General features: G+C 46.5%; 20 protein-coding genes. 8 read left to right on the top strand and 12 right to left on the bottom strand.

Features of this window, described 5'->3' with window-relative positions:
• Window positions 1–117: 117 nt before the first annotated feature.
• From AC6RV6_RS16700 to AC6RV6_RS16710, 3 genes are all read right to left on the bottom strand, one after another.
• Complete coding sequence (locus AC6RV6_RS16700) at window positions 118–582, bottom strand: NUDIX domain-containing protein (protein ID WP_500242015.1); 465 nt, start codon at window positions 580–582, stop codon at window positions 118–120.
• Between the two features lie 127 nt (window positions 583–709).
• Window positions 710–2,458 (bottom strand): ABC transporter ATP-binding protein, encoded by a 1,749-nt coding sequence (locus AC6RV6_RS16705; RefSeq protein ID WP_500242016.1) that lies wholly within the window; start codon window positions 2,456–2,458, stop codon window positions 710–712.
• 105 nt (window positions 2,459–2,563) lie between these two features.
• Window positions 2,564–3,475, bottom strand: coding sequence for a pentapeptide repeat-containing protein (locus tag AC6RV6_RS16710; RefSeq protein ID WP_500242017.1), 912 nt, complete (start codon window positions 3,473–3,475; stop codon window positions 2,564–2,566).
• Between the two features lie 161 nt (window positions 3,476–3,636).
• Between AC6RV6_RS16710 and tkt the strand changes: the two genes are divergently transcribed.
• The 3 genes from tkt (at window position 3,637) to AC6RV6_RS16725 (ending at window position 7,980) form a co-directional block, all read left to right on the top strand.
• On the top strand, window positions 3,637–5,655 hold the full coding sequence (gene tkt, locus AC6RV6_RS16715; RefSeq protein ID WP_500242018.1) for a transketolase: 2,019 nt from the start codon (window positions 3,637–3,639) through the stop codon (window positions 5,653–5,655).
• A 391-nt stretch (window positions 5,656–6,046) separates the two neighbouring features.
• Window positions 6,047–6,520 (top strand): hypothetical protein, encoded by a 474-nt coding sequence (locus AC6RV6_RS16720; protein WP_500242019.1) that lies wholly within the window; start codon window positions 6,047–6,049, stop codon window positions 6,518–6,520.
• A gap of 71 nt (window positions 6,521–6,591) precedes the next feature.
• Complete coding sequence (locus AC6RV6_RS16725) at window positions 6,592–7,980, top strand: TldD/PmbA family protein (protein ID WP_500242020.1); 1,389 nt, start codon at window positions 6,592–6,594, stop codon at window positions 7,978–7,980.
• A 74-nt stretch (window positions 7,981–8,054) separates the two neighbouring features.
• Here AC6RV6_RS16725 and AC6RV6_RS16730 read toward each other — a convergent pair whose 3' ends face one another.
• The 4 genes from AC6RV6_RS16730 to pilM form a co-directional block, all read right to left on the bottom strand.
• Complete coding sequence (locus tag AC6RV6_RS16730; protein WP_500242021.1) at window positions 8,055–10,475, bottom strand: secretin GspD/PilQ domain-containing protein; 2,421 nt, start codon at window positions 10,473–10,475, stop codon at window positions 8,055–8,057.
• Window positions 10,476–10,612: 137 nt separating this feature from the next.
• Complete coding sequence (locus tag AC6RV6_RS16735; protein ID WP_500242022.1) at window positions 10,613–11,371, bottom strand: type II and III secretion system protein; 759 nt, start codon at window positions 11,369–11,371, stop codon at window positions 10,613–10,615.
• Between the two features lie 73 nt (window positions 11,372–11,444).
• Window positions 11,445–12,272 carry a PilN domain-containing protein gene (locus tag AC6RV6_RS16740; RefSeq protein WP_500242023.1) on the bottom strand — a complete coding sequence of 276 codons (828 nt, stop codon included), beginning with the start codon at window positions 12,270–12,272 and terminating at the stop codon, window positions 11,445–11,447.
• Window position 12,273: 1 nt separating this feature from the next.
• Window positions 12,274–13,377, bottom strand: coding sequence for a type IV pilus assembly protein PilM (pilM, locus tag AC6RV6_RS16745; protein ID WP_500242024.1), 1,104 nt, complete (start codon window positions 13,375–13,377; stop codon window positions 12,274–12,276).
• A 301-nt stretch (window positions 13,378–13,678) separates the two neighbouring features.
• Here pilM and AC6RV6_RS16750 point away from each other — a divergent pair, with 301 nt between their 5' ends.
• The 4 genes from AC6RV6_RS16750 (at window position 13,679) to AC6RV6_RS16765 (ending at window position 17,363) form a co-directional block, all read left to right on the top strand.
• Window positions 13,679–13,828, top strand: a complete 150-nt coding sequence (locus AC6RV6_RS16750; RefSeq protein WP_500242025.1) for a hypothetical protein — start codon at window positions 13,679–13,681, stop codon at window positions 13,826–13,828.
• Window positions 13,825–14,478 carry a tetratricopeptide repeat protein gene (locus tag AC6RV6_RS16755; protein WP_500242026.1) on the top strand — a complete coding sequence of 218 codons (654 nt, stop codon included), beginning with the start codon at window positions 13,825–13,827 and terminating at the stop codon, window positions 14,476–14,478. Before AC6RV6_RS16750 ends, AC6RV6_RS16755 begins: the two co-directional genes overlap by 4 nt.
• Window positions 14,479–14,935: 457 nt before the next feature.
• A complete protein-coding gene (locus AC6RV6_RS16760; RefSeq protein WP_500242027.1) occupies window positions 14,936–16,525 on the top strand; it encodes a glucose-6-phosphate isomerase in 1,590 nt (529 codons plus the stop codon).
• 142 nt (window positions 16,526–16,667) lie between these two features.
• Window positions 16,668–17,363, top strand: a complete 696-nt coding sequence (locus AC6RV6_RS16765) for a response regulator transcription factor (protein ID WP_500242028.1) — start codon at window positions 16,668–16,670, stop codon at window positions 17,361–17,363.
• A 3-nt stretch (window positions 17,364–17,366) separates the two neighbouring features.
• Here the strand turns inward: AC6RV6_RS16765 and AC6RV6_RS16770 are convergent, their stop codons facing one another.
• Window positions 17,367–17,840 carry a low molecular weight protein-tyrosine-phosphatase gene (locus AC6RV6_RS16770; RefSeq protein WP_500242030.1) on the bottom strand — a complete coding sequence of 158 codons (474 nt, stop codon included), beginning with the start codon at window positions 17,838–17,840 and terminating at the stop codon, window positions 17,367–17,369.
• A gap of 222 nt (window positions 17,841–18,062) precedes the next feature.
• On the opposite strand from AC6RV6_RS16770, the gene AC6RV6_RS16775 reads away from it, so the two are divergent.
• Complete coding sequence (locus AC6RV6_RS16775) at window positions 18,063–19,460, top strand: SGNH/GDSL hydrolase family protein (protein WP_500242032.1); 1,398 nt, start codon at window positions 18,063–18,065, stop codon at window positions 19,458–19,460.
• Window positions 19,461–19,585: 125 nt separating this feature from the next.
• On the opposite strand, the gene AC6RV6_RS16780 is transcribed toward AC6RV6_RS16775, so the two are convergent.
• The 4 genes from AC6RV6_RS16780 to murC form a co-directional block, all read right to left on the bottom strand.
• Entirely contained in the window at window positions 19,586–20,317 is a 732-nt protein-coding gene (locus AC6RV6_RS16780) for a DUF3887 domain-containing protein (RefSeq protein WP_500242034.1), read from the bottom strand.
• Between the two features lie 263 nt (window positions 20,318–20,580).
• Window positions 20,581–20,925, bottom strand: a complete 345-nt coding sequence (locus AC6RV6_RS16785; protein ID WP_500242036.1) for a YbaB/EbfC family nucleoid-associated protein — start codon at window positions 20,923–20,925, stop codon at window positions 20,581–20,583.
• Between the two features lie 127 nt (window positions 20,926–21,052).
• Entirely contained in the window at window positions 21,053–22,018 is a 966-nt protein-coding gene (murB, locus tag AC6RV6_RS16790) for a UDP-N-acetylmuramate dehydrogenase (protein ID WP_500242037.1), read from the bottom strand.
• Window positions 22,019–22,085: 67 nt separating this feature from the next.
• On the bottom strand, window positions 22,086–23,627 hold the full coding sequence (gene murC, locus AC6RV6_RS16795) for a UDP-N-acetylmuramate--L-alanine ligase (protein ID WP_500242039.1): 1,542 nt from the start codon (window positions 23,625–23,627) through the stop codon (window positions 22,086–22,088).
• Window positions 23,628–23,697 lie beyond the last annotated feature (70 nt).

Here is a 23,697-nt window from a genome sequence, read left to right on the forward strand (position 1 = left end):
CCCTATTGAGGCAAGATATTCTCAATATTTAGTTTACGAAAAGATTGTGAAAAACTTGTGAAAGTCCCTCCTCAAGTTCTTTATATTGCGTTTTGTTAAGATTCCGAATCTCTATTATCATACTTTTATTTTTTCATCTCGTACTAATTTGCTAACAGATTCAACCAATTCTTTTTGTTCTTTCCAGAAAAATTCTGGTAAGTTTTCTAACGGAAACCAATAGAGAGTATACTTAATGTTTGGGTCGGTCGGTTGACCGTGAATTTGATGGGTTTGATATAAAAAATAATGGACTTTCTTCCATTTTTTCTTCGATAAAGCCAGTCTTTCTTTCAGTCCCAAATCCGCAAGGAGTTCTAACTCTACTAACCCGGCTTCCTCTTCAATTTCTCGTCGTGCAGCTTGCTCGAGAGTTTCGCCAACTTCAAGATGCCCTTTCGGTAAAACGAAGCGATCGAGATGCCCTTCTCCTACTAAGGCCACATAAATTATCTTATCTTCTCGTCGCAAAACAACTCCTCCAGCAGAGATGCTTTCAGGAATATTGGCGGGTTTTTGATACCAAGTGTCATCGATAATCATTGTTATTGGTTGTTGGTTGTTGGTTATTGGAGAAATAGACAAGCTTTTTTCTCTTTCTCTATTCCTTATTATCTCACTGATAACTGATAACTGATAACTGATAACTGATAACTGACTACTTAACTGATTATAAGACTGCTTTTTCTAATTGTTGTTGTTGCCAGAGATGCTGATATAAGCCCGGTTCTTCGAGCAATTCTGTATGAGTTCCCATTTGTACGATTTCTCCCTCATTCATAACAAAAATGCGATCGGCTGTGGCGGCGGCGGAAAGTTGATGAGAAATAAAAATGACTGTGCGATCGTCCACTTCGCTTTTAAGGAGTCCTAAAATCTCCGTGGCGGTTTGATTGTCCACACTGGAGAGGGCATCATCTAAGATTAACACGGGGGCTTCTACAATGAGGGCGCGGGCGAGAGATGCACGTTGTCGCTGTCCTCCAGACAGGGTAATTCCTCGCTCTCCGACAAGGGTATCGTATTGACTGGGAAAATTGAGAATTTCTGGGTGAATTTGTGCCTGTTTTGCGGCATCTTCGACTTCTAATTGTTCGGCTAAAGGATCGCCATAACGAATATTGTTTTTAATAAAGGTACTAAAGAGAAAGCTATCTTGCGGGACATAAGCGATCGCTTCCCGCAAATCCTTTAAACGCAGTTTCGTGACATCATGGCCATCTAAAAAGACTTGTTCGGGGTCGATATCTAATAAACGAGGTAAAGCGTTAGCAAGGGTAGATTTGCCCGAGCCGATGGGGCCGACAATAGCGATGGTTTCCCCGGGGGCGATCGCAAAATTAATATCCTTGAGAGCCAATCGAGTCGTACCGGGATAAGTAAAATTGAGATGTTGAACGCTAATTTTTCCCTCGACTAACTCTGGTGGTAAAACCGTTGCCCCTTCCTCATCTTGAATAGAAGGAGAAGCTGTTAAAATCGATTCAATGCGATCGATACTCACTTCTCCGCGTTGATAGGCTGTAATCGTAAATCCTAATAAAGCTGTGGGGAAAACCAATCGTTCCACAAAAATAATTAAGGCAACAAAATCACCAATTGAAATCTCTCCTCGTTCGATCGATCCTGCTCCTAATCCCAGTAAAATTAATAGCGAAACATAAACCAATCCTTCAATAATTGGAAAGAGTAAATTTCGCGTTCTGGCTAACTTTAAATTGGCTTCTAATAAACTCCGATTTTTACCTTTAAAAGCAATAATCTCGTTTAATTCTTGAGCATAGATTTTAATTAAGGCAATACCACTCATGTCTTCCTGAATGAGTTGACTCAGATCGGAAAGATTTTCTTGTACGTCTCTTTGTTCGTTTCGCAGTTTATTACTAAATAATTGAACGGCAAGTAACATCAATGGATAAATAGCTAAAGCTAATACCGTTAATCTGATATGAATGCCCAACATGACAGGCAGAGTAAAACAATAGGCAAAAAGGGTATTGACTAAACTCAAAACGGCAAAGCCTAACAAGCGGCGAATATTATCAACGTCGCTGGTCGCGCGATTCATCAAATCGCCAATTGAATTGACAGCAAAATAAGCAGGTTGTAACTTTAATAAATGCTGAAAAATTCGCTGTTTGAGGTCAAATTCGACTTGACGGCCAACCCCAAACATGGTAACTCTCGATGTCATACGAATCACCCACATGATAGAGGCAAAAACAACGATTAGTAAGACATAACCTAAAATTGTTTTGAATTTTAATGCATCTTGAAGACTATCGATCGCATCGCGAATTAATAAAGGAATATAAACGCCGATAATATTAACAATAAATAGCGCAACAATCCCCAAAACAACTTGCTGCCAATGGGGACGAAGATAAGTTAATAATTTTTTGAGTCTAGGATTAAGCATATCAGTTATCAGTTATCAGTTATCAGTTATCAGTAGGGATGTTGCACGCAGCATCCGTACACCAGTTATCAGTTATCAGTAAATAGAGATCGAGGGATTAATTTATCAATTTTGTTCTTCGCAGTCTACTATCGCTCCATCTAATTTGTGAATTTCTCCATCCTCAGAGATAATAACACCGCATAAGTCAGTATCGAGCAAATAGGCTTGATGTAGATTGACTCCGGTTAGATTGGCTTCTCGGAGGACAGCGCGATCGAGATTGGCACTTTCTAGATTACTGTGTTGTAAGTCGGCTCGGGTTAAATTGGCTCGGGTGAGGTCGGCTGCCGTCAAATCGGTTTCTAACAAGAGACTGCCAGATAAATCGGCTTCCATCAAACTGACTCCTCTGAGACTGGCATAACTCAAGTTTGCACCAGATAAATTGGCATTTCGCAATTTTACGCTCCTGAAATTTGCCTCGGTTAAATCGACCTCTGCTAAATTAGCCCCAACGAGATCGACATTTTGTAAAGTCGCGCGAATTAAAGTTGCGCCTTGGAGATTGGCATTGCCCAAGTAAACATTTTGCCAGCGAGTCTCATTCAAGTTGGCTTGGGTAAATTGTCCGGCTTCGATCGCGATCGCGAGCAAACTAGCCCCGTTGAGAATCGCATTGTTGAAATTTGCCCCTTTTAAGGTCGTGCCGTGGAGAATGGCTCCGGTTAAATTTGCTCCAGTTAAATTGGCGTTTTGCAGATTGGTGCCAATGAGTTGAGCCTGACTGAGATTCGCACCCGATAGATCGATTCCGGGTAAATTGGCTTGAGAGAGGTCGGCACGGCTGAGATCGACTCCTTGCCAGTTAATGGGTAGTCCTTGACTGTCAACACTTCTGAAGTTGACTCCTTGAAAATTGCAATAGGGGCAATCGTCAATTAAGGGAACAGAAGTCGCCCAACTCACCGACATGACTGACCCAAATGCGAATAAAGATACGATCGCTCCCCAAGTTTGCAAATTTTCTCCTTTCATTTGAGTTTTTGAGACTCTCGAACCGAGTCAAACCAAAAAATCCTTGCTCGTCGATCCCCAACAATGGGATGATAGAGAACAGTTTTGGGCGATCGCGGTCAGCCAGCCTTGAGCAGCACCCATTTCCCATGCCACCGTAGTTAATAATAACCCAAGAAAATATGGTCGTTGCTAGCCAATCTCTCGAAGAACTTTGCATCAATTCCATTCGCTTTTTAGCCATTGATGCCGTCCAAAAAGCGAATTCCGGTCATCCGGGGCTACCGATGGGAGCCGCTCCGATGGCCTTTGCCCTCTGGGATCGCTTTTTGCGTTTCAATCCCAAAAACCCCAAATGGTTTAACCGCGATCGCTTTGTCCTCTCTGCCGGTCACGGCTGTATGTTACAGTACGCCCTGCTCCATTTAACCGGCTACGATAGCGTCACAATTGAAGATATCAAGCAATTTCGTCAATGGGGATCGAAAACCCCCGGACACCCAGAAAACTTTGAAACCAAAGGGGTAGAAGTGACCACGGGTCCCCTCGGTCAAGGAATTGCCAATGGAGTCGGTTTGGCTATGGCAGAAGCGCATTTGGCGGCGATGTTTAACAAGCCCGATGCAGAAATTGTCGATCATTATACTTATACGATCGTTGGTGACGGCTGCAATATGGAAGGGATTTCCGGTGAAGCTTGTTCTCTTGCCGGTCACCTTGGTTTGGGTAAATTAATTGCTCTCTACGATGACAACCACATCTCCATTGATGGGTTCACGGATCTTTCCTTCACCGAAGATGTCAGCAAGCGTTTTGAGGCTTATGGTTGGCACGTACAGCACGTTCCCGAGGGGAATACCGATGTTGATGCGATCGCGGCGGCAATTGATGCAGCCAAGAAAGTCACCGATAAGCCTTCTCTAATTAAAGTGACGACCACCATCGGTTACGGTTCCCCCAATAAAGCGAACTCCCACGACTCCCACGGGGCGGCTTTGGGAACAGATGAAGTGGCGGCGACTCGTAAGGAATTGGGTTGGGAATACCCAGAATTTGAGATTCCCAAGGATGCTTTAGCGCATTTCCGCAAAGCTGTCGATCGCGGTGCCAGTGCAGAAGCGGAATGGCAACAAACGTTGGCGACCTATAAAACCAAGTATCCCGAAGATGCTGCCGTTTTTGAGCGCATGATTAGCGGTAAACTGCCGGCAGATTGGGCAAAATGCTTGCCTGTATATACCCCAGAGACCAAAAAAGATGCTACCCGGAATCAATCTGGGGCGACCTTGAATGCGATCTCGGGAATGTTACCGGAACTCTTCGGCGGTTCTGCTGATTTGGCCCCCTCTAATAAGACTTTAATCAAAGGGACTGGGGATTTCCAAAAAGGTCAGTACGGCAACAAAAACCTCCGTTTCGGCGTGCGGGAACACGGCATGGGGGCAATCTGTAATGGTATTGCTTTACACGGCTCGGGTTTAATTCCCTACGGTGCAACTTTCTTGGTCTTCACCGACTATATGCGAAATGCGATTCGCCTGTCTGCCTTGTCTCAAGCAGGGGTCATTTGGGTGATGACCCACGACTCTATCGCCCTCGGGGAAGATGGACCCACCCATCAACCAGTAGAACATATCGCATCTCTGCGAATGATTCCTCAGTTGATCGTATATCGTCCTGCGGATGGAAATGAAACTTCTGCGGCTTATAAAGTTGGGGTGGAAAAGGCCAAAGCCGATCAACCTCAACCGACCTTATTAGCGTTATCCCGTCAGGGTTTGCCAAATTTAGAAGGCAGTTCTATCGCCAAGGCCGAGAAAGGTGCTTATGTGCTTTCGGGTGGTGAGGGAACTCCGGATATTATCCTCATCGGTACTGGAAGTGAAGTTGAACTTTGCGTGAATGCTGCTGATAAGTTACGGGCAGAAGGTAAGAAAGTTCGCGTTGTTTCCATGCCCAGTTGGGAGATGTTTGAAGCACAGGATGCCGCTTATCAAGAGTCAGTTTTACCGAAAGCTGTTACGACTCGTTTGGCGGTAGAAGCAGGTGTTACCTTTGGTTGGGGTCGCTATGCGGGCAGTGAAGAAAATACTATCGGTATTAACCGTTATGGTGCTTCTTGTCCCGGTGGCGTGGCTTTAGAGAAGTTTGGTTTCACGGTTGAGAATGTTGTCAGTAAGGCAAAGTCTTTAATGGGCTAAGTTTTACTGAATGATGAAATGGGGTAGGGTTTTCCTGCCCTATTTTTTTATTTGGGGATATTGGCGAAAGATTGTGGTCGTTGGTAGACGAACCCTTAGTCAATACCAGCTTTGCAACTTTAGTATCAGTTATCAGTTATCAGTGAACAATTATCGGTACGCTCTCCGTAATTTACAGGATAATACCCGGCCACTGACTCGGGAGAGAAAGGGAAATTAAGTGCGAGTCGTCAATTTTACTTGTTTTGCTCATTAAAAACTTATGCTTTAGCTTTCACAAGATTTTCACATTGTTTGTTTAAGTTAGCAATGTGGGGTGAAGCGAATACATTTGCTTTTTAAACAAACATTTTGCCCCTCAGATAGCTGCCCAATATTCTGGCCAAGAGCAATGATACAACACGATCGATTTACCTACTTTTTGTATTGTTTGGTGTATGACATTGGCAAAACTTTCAGCCTGACATCAGTTAATTGGTTGCGTCTGAGAGTGACAAGAACGTCTGGTTTGTTGAATGAAGAAGAAACGCAAATTGTCGATCGCATTCTTCATGCCGTAACAAATAAGCGACTTGTTGTCGTCGAACACTCTTTTCCTGTCGTCAACCCGTTGAGTTATCAAAATTATAAAATGTTGTGCCAAAACCAACCTGCGGAATATTTCTGCCAACTGTTCGATCGGATTATTGAAACCAATACTTTGAGTGAAAACGATTTCCAAAGGCTTCAACAAGCGCAAAATTCTTGCGATCTTAATTGTGAAGAAGAACAAATCGTCAAACGCATTTTCTATTCACTCAAACGCGGACGCATTAAGCTCGTTCCAACTTCTGTAACATCTCAACCCACAGCAAGTGTCGCATAATGTTAATTTTTGTAGCGAGCGCTCGGACTGCCCTGATAATAGATGTCGGAGAAAAATCGCTATTGCTATAGATGCCCGATCGCCTAACCGACTATAAAAATCAACTGGCTGATGTTATTGCCCGCTATCGTCGCGGGGCAGATTTCCTCAGCATTCGCCTCGAAACGTCTCGGGGAACCAACATTCTTTTGCGTGGAGAGCGAGTCGAAACCCTCAGCGAAGATGTTTCTCTCGGTGGACAAATTAGAGCCTGTTATAAGGGAGGGTGGGGATTTGCCAGTTTTAATCGACTCGAACAGTTGAGCGATCGCATCGAAGAAGCTCTCTCGGCAGCTAAATTGGTCGGGGAAGAGGAAACGATTTTAGCCCCCGTCCAACCCACTCAAACCATCTGCCAACTTCCTCTCCTCGGCACAGATCCCCGTCAAGTTCCCCTGATGGACAAGAAAAAATTGTGCGATCGCTACAATACCCTTCTCTGTCAAGCCGACGATCGTATCGCAACGGCTTCGGTAAGTTATGGCGATCGCAATCAACGCATTCTCTTGTTCAACTCAGAAGGGACTGCGATCGAACAATCTTGGGCGGATATGGAAATGCGGTTTTCCGCCACTGCTCGCAACGGAGCAACGGTACAAACCGGGCGAGAAACCATGGGATCTCGCCAAGGCTATGAGGATTTACTCCATCTCGACGAACGAGTGCGCGGTGCAGCCGAACGAGCCGTGAAATCCCTCTCTCTGCCGACGGTGAAGGGGAAGTCTTATCCGGTAGTCATCGACCCTATTTTGGGGGGACTATTCGTTCACGAGGCTTTTGGACACCTCTCAGAGGCAGATATGGCCTATGAAAATCCAGATTTATTGGAAGTGATGAGCATGGGCAAGCGTTTTGGCAATGCAGATTTACAGATTTTTGACGGAGCATCACCAGAGGGACATCGAGGCAGTTATTACTACGATGATGAAGGAACTCCGGCCACCACAACGCAACTGATTAAAGATGGAATTTTAGTGGGACGCTTGCACTCTCGGGAAACGGCGGGGAAATTAGGAGAAAAACCCACTGGGAACGCTCGCTGTCTCAATTATCACTATCCTCCCATCGTTCGCATGACCAACACTTGGATCGAACGCGGTAAAACTCCCGTTGGCAATCTATTGCAAGGAATTAAAGAGGGTGTCTATGCTCGCAATTGGCTGGGAGGCATGACCAATGGCGAGATGTTTACGTTTAGTGCCGGGGAAGCATGGATGGTTCGCAATGGAGAACTCGCCGAACAAGTTCGCGACGTGACGCTTTCAGGGAATGTTTTTAAAACCTTAGCGAATATTGAAGCGATCGCCGATGATTTTTACTGGGATGAGTCTGGGGGATGCGGTAAGGGAGGACAAAGTGGTTTGCCTGTCGGGTGCGGCAGTCCTAGTTTGCGAATTCGCGACGTTATGGTTGCCGGTTGATTTTGTGGCGATCGGCAATAGAGAACGAGCAATTATTACTCGTTCTCTATATTTAGGTTTCTCTCAAAACGCAATTATTGCGGAGGGATCGCTGGAAATCCTTGCTCTTGTAACATCCGCCTCGCATCGCGACTGGGTGTATAAGTGTAGCCAAAGTTTGCGTTCTGAGAATCATTGAGAATGCGAGGAGTAACAATTACAATCACCTCTGCCCTTTGGTTTTGGCGGAATGAACGCCGGAATAAAGAACCGATGATAGGGATATCCCCGAGCAGGGGAATCTTTTGCGTATTGACGCGATCTTGATCCAAAATAATTCCACTGAGAATTAATGTCTGGCCATCTCGCATTCGGATTTGTCCAGATGCCAAACTTCTTTGATTAATCAAAGCGATCGAGCCACCTAGAACGGTTGCTGTCGATCCAATAGATGTAATAATCGGATTGATTCCCATCGAGATAAAGCCATTATCATCAATGCGACTAACTAATACTTGCAGAACAAGACCGACTGGCTCTTTTTCAACAGTTGTCGTCGTTAGAGTTCCAGCATCAGTGACTTGAATATCTGTTGTAATATTGCTGATAACTTCTTCCGTTAAATTAACGGCTGCTGTTTGACCTTCTTGAACAACGAGAGTCGGATCGGTGAGAATTTTAGCTTGATTGTTTTGAATGGAGAATTGCAATTGAGCGAGGAACGCATCGACAAGCTGGAAATTCCCAGTCGTACTAGAAGGATCGGTTGTTGTACCCAGAATTGTTCCTAATGTATCAAATGTTATGCCTCCAGACTCTTGAGGCGTTCTTTCCCCGCGATTGAGGAAAGAGGATTCTTGTCCATCAATTGTTTCTTGAACATTTGTATCATCCGTGCCAAAATTAATAACCCCAACGCCATTTTGATTGATAATCCCCGTATTGCCGATTCCCCACGAAAAACTTGCACCATAGCGAGCATCATTATTGAGATCTACATCAATGACTTTGACATTCACTGCAACCTGACGCACGCGGGCATCAAGTTGAGAGAGATAAGAGCCAGCCATTTGGACGAGGCGGGGTTCCCCAACAATCGTAACTTGCTGGAGACGACTATCGGGAGAAACCGTCAAGCCACGAAGTGGTAAAGGTCCGTTTGCATCGTCACCGGGGCTGAGGGTGGTTAACTGAGTTTGGCTGGTTGTTTGCAGGGTACCGATTTCGGTATCGCCACCTTCAATTTGCGTATCGAGTCCCGCTTCCACGGTCGTTCTGTTTACGGTCGTCGTGACGGTTTGTTGCTGTAATTCCGCCCCGAGGGTCGTTAAAAATGCTGAAGCTTCGACCGCAGAAACTTGATTGACGCGAAAAGTGCGACTAATAATATCTTTAGCAGATACAGGCAACTGCGTCCCGACAAAAATGGTTCTGCCTTTGCGTGTCGCTTCCAAGCCTGTTGCTTGAATGACGTAATTAAAAACATCTTGGACGGGTTCATCTTGTAAGTCGAGAGAAATCCGTCGTCCGCCGCCTTCATTGTCTCCACCTTCTGCATCATCGGCAAAAATCAGATTGAGATCTGCCGATCGCGCCAATAAACTCAAAACTTCTCGAGCCGGGGCTTCTTGCAAAACAATCCGAGGTACTCGCGCCGCCGTCCCCAAATCTAAAATTTCTTGGGATACATTCACATTAGCGACGGCTTGCGGACTCACTGGAGGCGGGACGGGTTGGGGCAGTAGCGGCGGAACGGGAACGATGGGTTGAGCGGGTTGGGCAAGAGGGGCAGGGTTCCCTTCGGGGATAATTTGTGCGTTGGGAGCGATCGCATCCGATCGCTGAGCCAGTTCGGTAAAAAAGTTCGGGTCGTAGGGGGGAAGATTGGGTTGAGGGTTGACCGCAGGGGGAGCGATCGCTGTATTTGGAGAGGCTGCGGCAGTTTGTGGGGAGTTCGCCGCAAATTGTTCTTGGGAGAATTGTTCTTGAGAAACAGGTTGCGATTGTGGGACAGGCAGTTGAGTCGGTAAATTCTGCGAAGAGGAAGTGGAATTGAAGACGGGATCGCTTTGTCTCTGCAATCCCAAACGCTCGGTATTTTCTGCGGCAAAACCCAAAACGATCGCTCCGGCTTCTTGCTGTAAAATCTGGCCGGCGGGTTGGCGATCGCTGCCCATGACGGAGATAAAAACGCTATTGGGAGACCCTTGCCACATTTCAATGGCGGCAATTCCGGGAACGGGGTTATCTTGACGCAGGCGATTTTGACCTTCGCCAAGATATAACTGGCTGTTAACAATCGTCGCTTCGACGCGATTTCCCGATTTAGGAACGATAAAAATTTGAGGAACTTCACTGCTCCCCGCCGTTTCCAAAAGCAGAACGATACCGGATTCCGTGGTTTCCAGCTTTGCTCCCGTAATCTGTACGTCGGCGGCTCTTGCGGTGGGTGCGGCGACCAGCACGATCGCGGCGGCTCCAGTTAAAATGCCCAGCGACTTTTGATACGCTCTCACAGGTTCACTCCTCGACCAAATTTAAACTGCACTGGCGATCGGACCTGAAATCCGACTGCGTTGATTTTCCCTTGCCTATAACTTATACCATTTTGCTCGAAACTATGCCTCGCGATCGCCTCGTTCATTGCCATTTTTTATTGAGTTGGTGTCGTTCCCGGGGCTGCGCCTTCCTCTGCCGCAGGAGCGCTTTGAGCGGCTAATTCTTCTTCGCTGACGGGAATGAGAATTTCAACATCAAATTTAGCCGTTAATTCTGGTTCTCCAGCCGTCAGGATATTGCCGCGATTACTCAATATTCGCGTTTCTTGCTGGGTCACTTCCATGCTGAGATTTTTAATGACCAACAGGGTTTGCATCCTTTCAAAATTCCTCAGAATCTCCAAGGTTTCGCCAAAAGGAGCTTCGATTTGCAGCTCGATTTTTTGACGTTTGAGCAAACCATTGACAGGTTCGCCCCAAGATCCATCAATAATAGGTTCTGGGTCTCCCGAGGGCGGTGAGTAGTTGAGTAAAATGCCGCGATTTTTTACTTGTTGGTTGATATTGAGAAGTAAGGTGTTTAAGCTAGTATCTCCCGAGAATAAACGCAAGACATCCTGTTGAGAGCTTTGGATCTGTTGGAGTTGGCTTTGGAGTTCTTGGCTTTTGGCTTGCAAGTTTGCCAGTTGTAGCTTTTGAACTTCTTTTTCATCCACTTGCTGTTTAATGGTTTGCAAATTTTCCCAAGCAGGTTGGAGAACTTTCCAAGCCAGAAATCCAGCACCTCCCAGACTGACCAAGGCAATTAAAACGCCAATAATGGTTGGAGTAAAGGTAATTCCAAACGCACTCGGATAGGGGGATTGTTCCTCTTCTTCCCCCTCCATGGGGGCAAGATCGTCTGCAAAAGTCATTAAAAACACCTCCGGTAACTAAAGAAAAATACAAAAAGCAGAAGACGAGTGAGTCTGGCAAATCCCTCGATATCTAAGGGGCAATCAGTCCTTGTTGTTCGAGGTTTTTCAACCGTACCACTGAACCAATAGCTCCTTTGCTTTCCAGTTGGGTTGCCAGTTCTGCTGGCGGCTGTTTGCTGAGATCGTTTAATTCAATTTCTAAAGTGTATTGAACGACTTGAGGCAGTTCAAGAGAAGCTGTACCACTCTGTCCTTCCGATTGTGTTTTGAGACTGTTGGGATCGTCAACCAGTTTGGCGCTGGTGATTTTTCCTTGGTCTGAATTGAAAAAGAGCGATCGCCCCAAGGACAACAAGAAATAATTGACGGTATCGTAGGAATCGGCATAGCCCGATAGGGACAAGCTGGACATGGGTTGGGATACTGGAGCCGGGGCTGCTTGACCTTGGGCGGGTGGAGGGGCTGCCGGAGTTGCTTCCGGTGCTTTTTCGGTGATGGAAGTCAGTTGGATGCCGGGGGGAATGCGATCGCGAATATCCGCCAGCACTGCCGACCACGGGAGAATTTTTACGAAAACCGTTGCCAGCCCATCTCGTTGTCGTTGGGCGACATCAATTTGAGTTTGCAATTGTTGGATTTTTTGGTTTTGTTGTTGTAAGAGATTCAGTTCTCCATCTAAAATTTGCGATTTTTCTTCAAATTGGGCGGTTTGTAAATTGATATAGACAAATCCTGCTCCTGCAACACCCAAAGCGACAAGACCGATCGCTCCGCCAACGAAAGCGGGAATGAGTTCGTCTAAGGTAATTTGCCGCGTCGGGGCTTTGACGACTCCTGCCGAGGTTGCGGCGGGAACGGCCGCGCGATCGTTGAGAAAATTAACATCTAAGCTATACATTTTAAATCTCCCGCAGTCCCAAACCTAAAGCAACACCCAATCCCGGACGCAGCACGTCGGGAATTTCTTCGTCGGTTTCTAAGGATAAAGAAGAAACCGGATCGATTTGAGCCGTGGGCAAACTCAAGCGATTGGTAAAAAATTCGTCGAGTTGACCGATTCCCCCACCGGGTCCGGCTAACAATAATTGAGCGACTTCTAATTCTCCACTCTGATTGAGATAAAAATCAATCGAGCGGCGCAACTCATCGGCTAATTCTCCTAGAACTCGCAACAGGGCGGCCATTCCTGGATTGATTCCTGTGGCTCCGGTTCGCAGGCCGTCAACGGGAGTGCTGGGAATGGTCATACCTTGCAGCATCTCTGTATCGCGTTTGGTGGGTAAATTCATGGCTCGAGAAAGGGCGCTTTGCAATTGAAAGGTGCCAATAGGAACCGTGCGGGAAAATTGCGGCACGCCATCTACTACGATGGCAATTTCCGTACTTTCAAATTCGACATCGACTAAAACGGCAGCTTCTTGAGGCCCGAATTGCCGCAATTGTTCGCGAATGGTGCGAATGAGGGCAAAACTATTGATATCGAGGACATCAATTTCTAGACCTGCTTGCTGAATGGTATCGACGTAAACATCCGTGACTTCCCGACGGGTGGCAACGAGTAAGACCTGCACTTTTTCAATGCCGTCTTCATCTTCAAAAAAACCGAGCTTTTGGTAGTCTAAGTCGACTTCTTCTCTCGGATAGGGCAAGTATAAACCCGCCTCGTGGTTGAGAACCATTTCTTTGAGTTCTTGATCGTCGAGTTCTGCAGGAATGGGAATGATGCGAATGATCGCTTCGCGCATGGGGATTGCCGTGGCGACTTTTTTAGATTTGATATTGTTTTGACTGAGGGTTTCTTGGATCAGTTCGGCGAGGGCGGGAGAATCGACAATTTGTCCGTCCTCAAAGATCCCTTCTGGGACTTCTGCGGTGATGTAGGTATCCAGTTTATAGGTTTGTCCTTGTTTTTTCAGTTGCACGACGTTAATGCGTTCTGGGGCAACTTCGAGACCGATTCCTTTACCGGATTTGGAAAATAAACCTTTTAGAGAACTAAACATAACAATTCAACAGTAGTGGGCGATCGGTTAATATCTGGCGACAAGTGCGATCGCTCAAATGCTAATAGCGTAACCTCTGAGGTCAATCGACCGTTATATAGTTTAACCTCTGAGGTCAATCGATTGCTCCTGCGATCGAGCAAATGAGTTAACGCTCCTCAAATCTAGCTTAGAATTTCTGTTCGCGAAAGATTTTCTTTCACTCTCCCCGCTCTAATGGATCTGTGAGGTTCTTTCTCGCTACACGCAAAGCGTTCTAGCGGGTCATTTGTCACGGTTATCGCCATTAAAATAAAGGAAGATGAAGCCGGTTCCTACGGTATCCATCCCTAGGTCGGGAGAAATTGGCAACCTCAAGGTGAAACGCTCAAACAATAGCGCGTTTCTCATTGAGAGAGAGTGGCGCTATGATATGGGCAGTGAGAGAATTGTGATGCGCGATCGCTTATGAAAGTTAATCCTATATTTGCAGTCTTGCTGAGTACATCGGTGTTAGCAGTGCCTCGAGTTGCTATTGCTGACTCGGTTGCACCTGTTGAAAAGCCTGCGATCGAGCAACTATTCGATCGCGGCATTGCAGCACAGAATGCAGGAAATTATGCTGAAGCAGAGGCGATTTGGCGATCGGTGATTCAGCACGATCCCAATAATATTCTCGCTTACGGGTGCATCCCTCAACTCGATCGCATCAATACCCTCACCATCGAACTCAACAACAAACAGAGTCTTTGGAAACTTGCTCCCAGCGATCGCAACTCCCCCAGTGAAATCGAAATTCTCGAACTCCGCTTAAACCATTTAACTACAGTCGAAGGACTCAACTATAATCCTTTTAACAACAACAAATTAGCCTTTTCTCTCCAACCCGCCAACCCGAATCAGTCTAGCGATCGCGCCAATGCGATCGCCCTCTATTTAGGACTGCAACCTCTTACCTTGACCCTCGAAAGCTATCAACTCAAAAATCTCAAATTACCCCCCGAAATCAACCCCTCCGAACCCTATAGAATTAATCTTTACTCCCGACATTCCCGAAATTCAACTCGACTTACCCGAAACGGCATTTTTCTCCATCCATCTCCCCAACTTAGAACAAGTTGACCTAACAAACTGGTTTTGGGGAAACCTAGCCATTAAAGATACCCAATTCTACACCCTCGAAAGAACCGGCTCGCAAATTGCCGACGAACTCTATCGCTCTACCATTATAGAAGGTAAAATCCGCATGGCACAACAAGCAGACGCTTTCACCGAGAAATCGTCATCGCCATCATCTCATTTTCGACAGGAATGACCGCATCGCTCTTAACGTGGTTGGTGCAAAACCTTTTCAAAACACCACAACCTTAGTGAATCAAACCTGAAAATTACGAGATTAACCGAAAAATGCGATTGCACTCCTCCCACTCCAGAACAGCAATTTCCTCGGATTGTTTATTGTTCATTGTTCGCAGCCGCTTAAAATTGTAAAAATCCCAAAATCCCAGTCTAGAGAGACAAGGGTAGCGTAAACTAAATCCAAGGATATACAGGATACAGAGGATATTGAGGTTGATTTATGGACTCTGCTGCGCTCTGGCAACGCTATCAAGACTGGCTCTACTACAACGATGCCCTCGGATTTTACGTGGACGTAAGCCGAATGCGCTTCGATGATTTCTTCATTAAAGCCCTGCAGCCCGAGTTCGAGAGAGCATTTCAAGAGATGACTGCCTTAGAAGGAGGTGCGATCGCCAATCCCGACGAAAACCGCATGGTGGGACATTATTGGCTTCGCAACCCCGATCTTGCTCCCTCTCCCGCATTCAAGCAAGAAATTGTCGAAACCCTCGAGCAAGTAAAAACCTTTGCCCGCCAAGTTCATCGCGGCGAAATCCATCCCCCCGGAGCCGCCAAATTTACCGACATTCTTTCCATCGGTATTGGTGGCTCTGCCTTGGGTCCCCAATTCGTCGCCGAAGCTCTCGCCCCCATCACTCCTCCCCTCGCCATTCATTTCATCGACAATAGCGATCCCACCGGAATCGATAAAACCATCGCAAAGATCGGCGATCGCCTCAACACCACCTTAGTTTTAGTCATTTCCAAATCCGGCGGCACCCCCGAAACCCGCAACGGGATGTTAGAAGCGAAAGCCGCTTATGAAGCCAAAGATCTCGAGTTTGCTCCCCATGCCGTCGCCATTACCGGTCACGGGTCAAAATTAGATAATATCGCTAAATCCGACCACTGGCTCACCACCTTTCCCATGCACGATTGGGTGGGAGGGCGCACTTCAGAAATGTCCGCCGTGGGACTCGTCGCCGCCGCCCTACAAGGCATCGATATTCAAGCCATACTGGAGGGGGCAAAAGTGATGGACGATGCCACCCGAATTCCTGATTTGAAGCAGAATCCCGCAGCACTCCTCGCCCTCTCATGGCATTTTGCAGGCAATGGCAAAGGTGCAAAAGATATGGTGGTTTTACCCTATAAAGATAGCTTATTGCTCTTCAGTCGCTACTTACAGCAATTGGTCATGGAATCCTTGGGAAAAGAACAAGACCTCGATGGCAATATCGTCCGTCAAGGCATCGCCGTCTATGGGAATAAAGGCTCCACCGACCAACACGCCTACGTGCAGCAACTCCGGGAAGGCGTACCCAATTTCTTTCTCACTTTTATCGAAGTGCTGAAGGATCGAGAAGGGAATTCCATCGCTATTGAAAACGAAGCCACCAGTGGGGATTTCCTCTCCGGCTTTCTGCAAGGTACTCGCCAAGCTCTCTATGAAAATCACCGAGATTCCATTGTGGTCACGATTCCAGAAGTTAACCCTCGCACGGTAGGCGCTTTAATTTCCCTCTACGAGCGTGCTGTGGGTTTATACGGCTTCCTTGTGAACGTGAATGCTTATCACCAACCCGGAGTCGAAGCTGGGAAAAAAGCCGCGGCCTCGGTCTTGTCTTTGCAAAGCCAAGCGATCGCTGTCCTGCAAGCTGCCACCTCACCCTTATCTCTCTCAGAAATCGCTGAAAAAGCTGGGATGAGCGATCGCGTAGAGGAAATCTACAAAATTCTGCGTCACCTTCATGCCAACCAACGCGGCGTGATTTTTACGGGAGATTTGAATCAACCCGGCAACTTGCAAGTATCATGGCAACCCTAGGGCGATCGCGGATACCTTAGATTATGCTCCAATCATATTAGCCAAATCGCGATCGCTTGCCGTCTTACCATCAGATAGACTTTGGCCGCAACTGCATACAGAAAGGTGTAAACTCGGGTTGAGAAGCCCGTTTTGCTAACTTATGCCCTTGCTCATCTTGGTTGTGGATGATAATCCTGGTATTCGCTTAGCCATTAGCGATTACCTCGAACTGTCCGGCTACTCGACCATTACCGCCAAGGATGGGAAAGAAGCATTGTCTTTATTACAGTCTTCCCATCCCCATTTAATGGTCGCCGATATTAAAATGCCGAGAACCGATGGTTATGAACTCGTCCGACAAGTTCGCCGTCGCCCCGAATTTCGCTTGCTTCCCGTTATTTTGCTCACCGAACGCAATACGACAGCCGAACGCATTCGCGGCTATCAAGTCGGCTGCGATTTATATCTTCCCAAACCCTTTGCAATGGAGGAGTTAGGAGCAGCCATTCGTAATTTATTAGAGCGATCGCAAGTGATTCAAACCGAATTGCGTTTCTCTACCTCAGACTCTCCCATTCCGCCAACGGTAAGTCTTCCCAAGAGCGATCGCCAAAAAAGCGATCGCCTCGAAGCCTCCTCGCCATCAACTCCGACGATCTCGTTGCATTTAACCAAGCGAGAACAAGAAGTGTTAGATCTATTAACCCAAGGTTTATCTAACATCGAAATTGGCAATGCCCTCCACCTCAGTCCCAGAACTATCGAAAAATACGTCAGTAGCTTGTTGAGAAAAACAGATACCAACAACCGAGCCGAATTAGTTCGCTTTGCCCTCGAAAATCAGTTAGTAAGATAGTAATCAGTTATCTTTTACTACTTCTTGGAGCAATCCCTCGCAGGCATCAAGAAGCAGATCGATAACGTAATTAAATCCATCCGTGCCGCCATAGTAGGGATCGGGAACATCTCGATCGGGATAATTCGTGACAAAATCGCACATCATTTTTACCTTATCTTTGTATTTTCCCTCGGGATCGAGTCGGAGAATATCGCGGTAATTTTCCCGATCCATCGCCAAAATAAGATCGAATTGGGTAAAATCGTCTCGCACAAACTGACGGGCTTGCCCCTGTAACTCAATTCCTCGCTCTTTTGCTGCCGCTCTCATGCGGCGATCGGGAGACGCACCGATATGATAGCTGGAAGTTCCCGCCGAGTCACAGGCGATCGCATCACCCCATCCATTTTGAGACGCTAAATAATTCATAATATTTTCTGCCGACGGAGAGCGGCAAATATTTCCCAAACAGACAAACAATAATTTGTAAGACATCGATCGATTAATAGTAAAATCGTGCTTTGGTACTGGATCGAAAGAAGAACCTTGCGTTACACTACTTTCGATTCCGACCTATCCAGCATTATCATAATTGTCCGCCTGCTTTCCTCCAATCCCCTGTTGGCAATTTCGCAAAAATGAAGGAATTGCAGTCAGGATAGAGGATAAGGGATAAATTGACTCAAACTCCAAACCCCTAACCCAAAACTACCTAAAATGTTCAAATCCTACCGCAGTCCCTATTACAAAAGGCGCAAGCGTCACCCGATCTCATGGTGGAAACTATTTCTGTTTGCTGCAATGAGTCTCGTCGTCCTCGAAGTCCTGACGCGCATTACGATGGGATTGCTAGGATATCAGGGGAAATTAGCGAACTATGCTGGAGCCCCGGACGAGTTTACCGCCTATACCCTCAACTTTCTCGATCGCGAAGGAAAAACTTTCGCTGGTTTACCCGATCGCGGTCAATTAAAAGCCCTCCCTAATTTTGCCACGGGATATCGCTTAGCTGGAGAACAAGAAAGCGAATTTTGGCAAATTAACGCCCAAGGATTTCGCGATGATAGCCCCCTCCCATTAGAAAAACCCGATAATGAAATTCGCATTTTTATTTTGGGGGATTCCACCGCATTTGGTCGAGGCATTGCTACCAATACGGAAAATAATCTCGCAGCCAATCAACAAACAATTGCTTATAAATTGCAATCCCGCCTGCAAGCTAGATTAGAACAACAAAAACGTTCCCCTGAAAAATATCGACCGAATATTTTACCCGTGGATGCTACGGGACGAGCCAATGCTTTATTGTTACCCCCCAAAATTCGCGGCGGTAACTATCGCGTCATTAATGCAGCAGTGCCGGGCTATACTTCAGGCAATCAACTCGCTCAACTGGCTCTGGAGATTTTACCCTACCAACCCGACGCGGCGATCGTCCTGCACGGTTATGGCGATCTCATGCTGCCTCGGGAGCAAGAAGCAGCAGAAATCCCCAAACAAGCTGAATTTCTCAACAATCCTGCCCAGCATTTTTGGACTTATTTAAGTCAATCTACTTTGCAATTGTTAACTGATACCAGTATTTACAAAAGCCTGCAATATTTCATTTTTAAACCCGAGCCTTCTCTAGCTCGGGAAACATTAGCGATCGCTAACGAATCCCACTCGTTAGTAGAATATTTACCTGAAAATGATGCAGAATTAGAATTTCGCGTCACTCGCTATCGTCAGAATCTCAAACAAATGATTCAACTTGGTGCAGGAGCAAATATTCCCCTCATTGTTGCGTTGCAGCCGGAAATCACGGGAATTTCTCCCGAAAAACGCCAACCAGAGGAGCGACAAATCGTCCAAGAATTAGGATCGGCTTACTCGCAACAAATTGAAGTAGGCTTTACTCGTTTAGAAGCAGTTAATAAGCAACTGGGAAAAGCATTTCCCAAAAATATTAAGGTTCTCAACTATTATCGTTTATTTGATAATCTTTCTGCGATTGCTTTTATGGATCCAGTACATCTTACCGATGCTGGCAATCAAGCGCTATCGGAACGATTTTATAATGCTGTAACGGCAATGCCCAATTTACAAATTGTTTCTCAAACTCCTCGTCGTTAATCCATAGTCATTATCAATGCGATTGCTAAGATCGGCGGAAAAATAACACAGTCTAACCGATATTTATATTAGAGGCTTTCATGTACCTCACTATTAATAGTAAGGATATATGAAAGCCGGTCGGTCTATTGGAAAAAATTATAGCCGACAATTCGTCTCTCTCGGTCGAAGATGACAATCATTTCTTCAGAACCATTTCTGAACGCCATAGAGATGTCAAGAACAGTTTTTTCACCATCACTAGGGCCAGGACGATTAGTAATACTCACAATTTCTTGAAACTCACCCCAGAGATTCTCTTGACCTTCCCATGTCTCCTGAACTTGTTGAGGAAGTTGTTGTTCTTTAAGGTTGGGAGCAAGATAGCTTCGGGCTGCAGCAAAATCTCCATCGCCAAGGGCAGTGACAAATTTTTTGGCGATCGTCTCAATACTTTCGAGTTTGGGAAAATCAATACCAGCAATTTGATTATTAGTATTAAAAGTGACCACAAAATTGGCAATGCTGACGGAACAAGAGGGTTGATATCGCTCAAATTGGGCGCAAACGTAAATAATATCACCAACCAAAGTCTCAATCACTTTCGTTTCTAGAATACGATCTACATTCCCGATATCGAGATTTTCGATGAAATTTGTTTCCCAATCGGCTTTAAGTTTATCAGCTGACCATTCTGCTTGTAACCCCGGAATCAGCATGGCTCTAACTCGTTCGTAGTCACCATTGGCATACGCTTGAATGACATCTCGAGCTTGTTGTTGGTTTATTCCTTCTCTTGCTCCTACAGAAGACTGGCTCAGAAGAGAATCAGTATTGGGGTGAGCAGAGAGAGGCTTACCAAAGCTACTGAGAGCCAATGGTATGAGGGCGAAAATAAGTAATTGAGGTTTAAGCGACCTTAAAAAATTAGGAATTGAAAGCATCTTACAGAAGTTATTTTTGAGATATATTCAAAATCATACTATATGATAGCTCGGATTTAATGTTTGAGGATCGCAAAGATGTCATTATTTTGGAGTATACATAAACAACCCTACTCCAATCACAGACTTAGAGCAAGGTTGTTTATTGATGGTTTTTTCTCATCAATGAATTTTTTCTATGAGGTGGGAAACTTACTCTATAAACCCGGAAGTTCTAAACCACTGGTTAATGCTTCCATCTTCTGCCGCATGGTTTCCGTAGATTTATCGTAAGCATCTTTCATCGCAGCACCAACTAACTCAGAGAGAGTTTCTGCATTTTTTTCTAAGGCTTTGGGATCGATTTCAACGCGACGAGGTTCTTGATTCCCGCTCAAAACAACCTTGACTAAGCCTTCGTCGCATTGTCCTTCAATTTCCATCTGCTCCAGTTCTTCTTGAAGCTGTTTGGCCCCTTGTTGGACTTGTTGTGCTTTTTTAAATGCTTCGGTTAATTCTTTCATTTTGCCTAAACCGAAACCAAAACCTTTTCCTTGAGTCATGTTATTTTCTCGTTGCTATTGCTTTTTCTGATTGTAGTATTTTGCGGGGGATTTCGGGACGAGTGGGGAAGAAGGGGAAGGGGGAGAAAGTGGGGGATAAAATTCATCTTTCCTCCTTCATTCTTTTTTAAAATTCCCCAATGAGCTTCACTTCGGGGTGCAAATTTAGAGACCAGTGATGCTCGACTTTTTCTTGAACGTGGTGAATGAGTTGGAGAATATCTCTGGCCTTGGCGCGATCGCAGTTGAGAATAAAATTCGCATGGCGTTGAGCCACTTGCGCCCCACCGATTTGATAGCCTTTCAGTCCCAGTTGCTCGATCAGCCAACCGGCTGCATGAGCTTCGGGATTGCGAAAAACACTGCCGCAACTGGGGAGATGGTAGGGTTGGGTACTCTTGCGGTGCTGAAGGTTGCGATTGGTTTGGGCCATGATTTCTTCGCGATCGCCGCCGGTTTGGAGTTTTAAGGTGGCTTGTACGATGAGCCGCTTATCTGCTTGTAGGGTAGAAGTTCGATAAGCAAAATGTAAGTCTTCAGGGGTTAAATAGTCGAGGCTGCCGTCCGGATTTAAGACCACCGCTTCGACCAAACTATCGGCAACACAGGCATGGTGAGCGCCAGCATTCATCACGACGCTTCCTCCCAAGCTCCCCGGAATGCCAACTGCCCATTCTAAGCCCTGCCAGCCCCGTTTGGCGGCTCGCCATGCCAACCGAGCGATCGGTTCTCCCGCACTGGCAGTAATCAGCCCGTCCTCGCTAAATTGGGAGCGGCGCAGATGGCGCGTGGCTAGGGTCAAACCGGGAATGCCGCGATCGCTGACTAACAAATTAGAGCCAGCACCAAGGAGGGTGATAGGCAGAGAGCGATCTTGCGCCCAAGCCAAACTCGCTTGCATCGCCTCAATATTGCGCGGGGCAACGTACCATTCGGCGGGGCCTCCCACTCGAAAGCTCGTCAAATTAGCAAGGGCAACTCGCGGGGAAATCGTACAATCCGTGCCGGGGAGATGGATGGGCGATCGCGTTAAGGATTGCCCGGTATAGAGAAATCTGGTTTCAGTGCGGGGTGTGTCAGATGAGAGTGTCATAAGCCTAATTGGTGAATGTGCAAGGATGTTTTGGACAAAAGCAACTCAATTACCCGAAATCTGGTTTCTATTCATAGAAAGCCAACATTTGGGGAATGACTTGATTGAGATTTCCCGCACCCAAAAATAAAGCCAAGTCTCCGGGTTGGAGTGTTTCTTGGAGAAATTTTTTGACGGCATCAAGAGAGGATTGATAAAAGACCCGATCGTGACGCTCGGCCAGCAATTGCGCTAAAGTTTGTCCGCTAATTTGTCCGAGGTCGGCCTCTCCCGCACTATAAATATCGGTCAGGACAACCATATCTGCCTCGTCAAAAGATTCCGCAAACTCTTGCAGAAAAGTCAATGTACGACTGAAACGATGGGGTTGAAAAATGGCCACCAACCGGCGTGGAGAGGAACCATTTTGCGATCGCAGGCGCAAGCGGGCGGCGGAAAGGGTCGCTCGCAGTTCGCTGGGATGATGGGCATAATCGTCTACAAAAGTAATGCCATTGGCCTCGCCGCGATGCTCGAAGCGTCGTTTTGCTCCCGTAAACGAAGAAAGTGCCAGCGCGATCGCCTCAAACTCCAAACCCACTTGACGACCCGTAGCAACTGCGGCGAGAGCATTGCTGAGATTGTGTTCCCCCAACAGTTGCAACTTTAACTCTCCCAAAAGCGCTCCTCTTTCCCAGACTTTAGCGATCGTCCCTTGGGCGTGATACGTCACATCCGTCACCGTATAATCGGCATCCCGGTTCGGCTGGAGACTGTAGCTAATTTGCGGCGCAATTTCTTGGCGAACGGTATCGCAGTCGATACAGCCGATGACGAGCTGACATTGGCGAACAAACGTTTTAAACGTGTTCACCACTTCTGCCAAATTTTGATAATGATCCGGATGATCGAGTTCGATATTGGTGACAATGCCAATCGCAGGCGCAAACTTGATCAATGAACCATCAGATTCATCCGCCTCCGCCACCAAGTATCCTCCCTGACCCAAACGAGCATTACCGCCAATGCCATTAATCTCTCCTCCTACTACAATTGTCGGATCCATTCCCGCCTCGAGGAGCATATAGCCGATGGCACTGCTCGTCGTTGTTTTACCGTGGGTGCCAGAAACGGCAATCCCTTGATAATCGCGAATTAATGCAGCGAGTAAGTCCGAACGATGCAAAATCGGATAGCCGCGATCGATCGCGGCTCGATACTCGACATTTTCCATCCCGATCGCCGTCGAACAAATAATCTGAGGCATCGCATCCAAAGGCGATCGCGATTCTCTGCTGCGAGGGAGGGAGTCGCCATTGACCGCGATCGCGATTCCCTCCCTCGCTTCTATCTCGTTCGCCTTGCTGCCATTTGCACCAACACTAACACCCACTTTCGCTCGAGGGTGTTCTCTTGAAGTTTGGAAAAACTCCAAATTTGCCGCATCCTGACCTTGAAAAATATGCGCCCCTACCGATTGCAAGCGATCGGTAATATGCGTCGAGCGCAGATCGGAACCGGAAACGGGAAGGTTTCGTTTGGCTAGAATGTAAGCAAGGGCTGACATTCCAATCCCACCAATCCCAATAAAATGAAAGGGTTTCCCCTCAAAATTAACAGTCTTAGACATTAACACTCCTTACACACCACACCACACACCATGCTGCCTTAATGACACGCGCTATCTTATCAAGATTTGA

This window comes from Spirulina sp. LEGE 11439 (assembly GCF_059821285.1).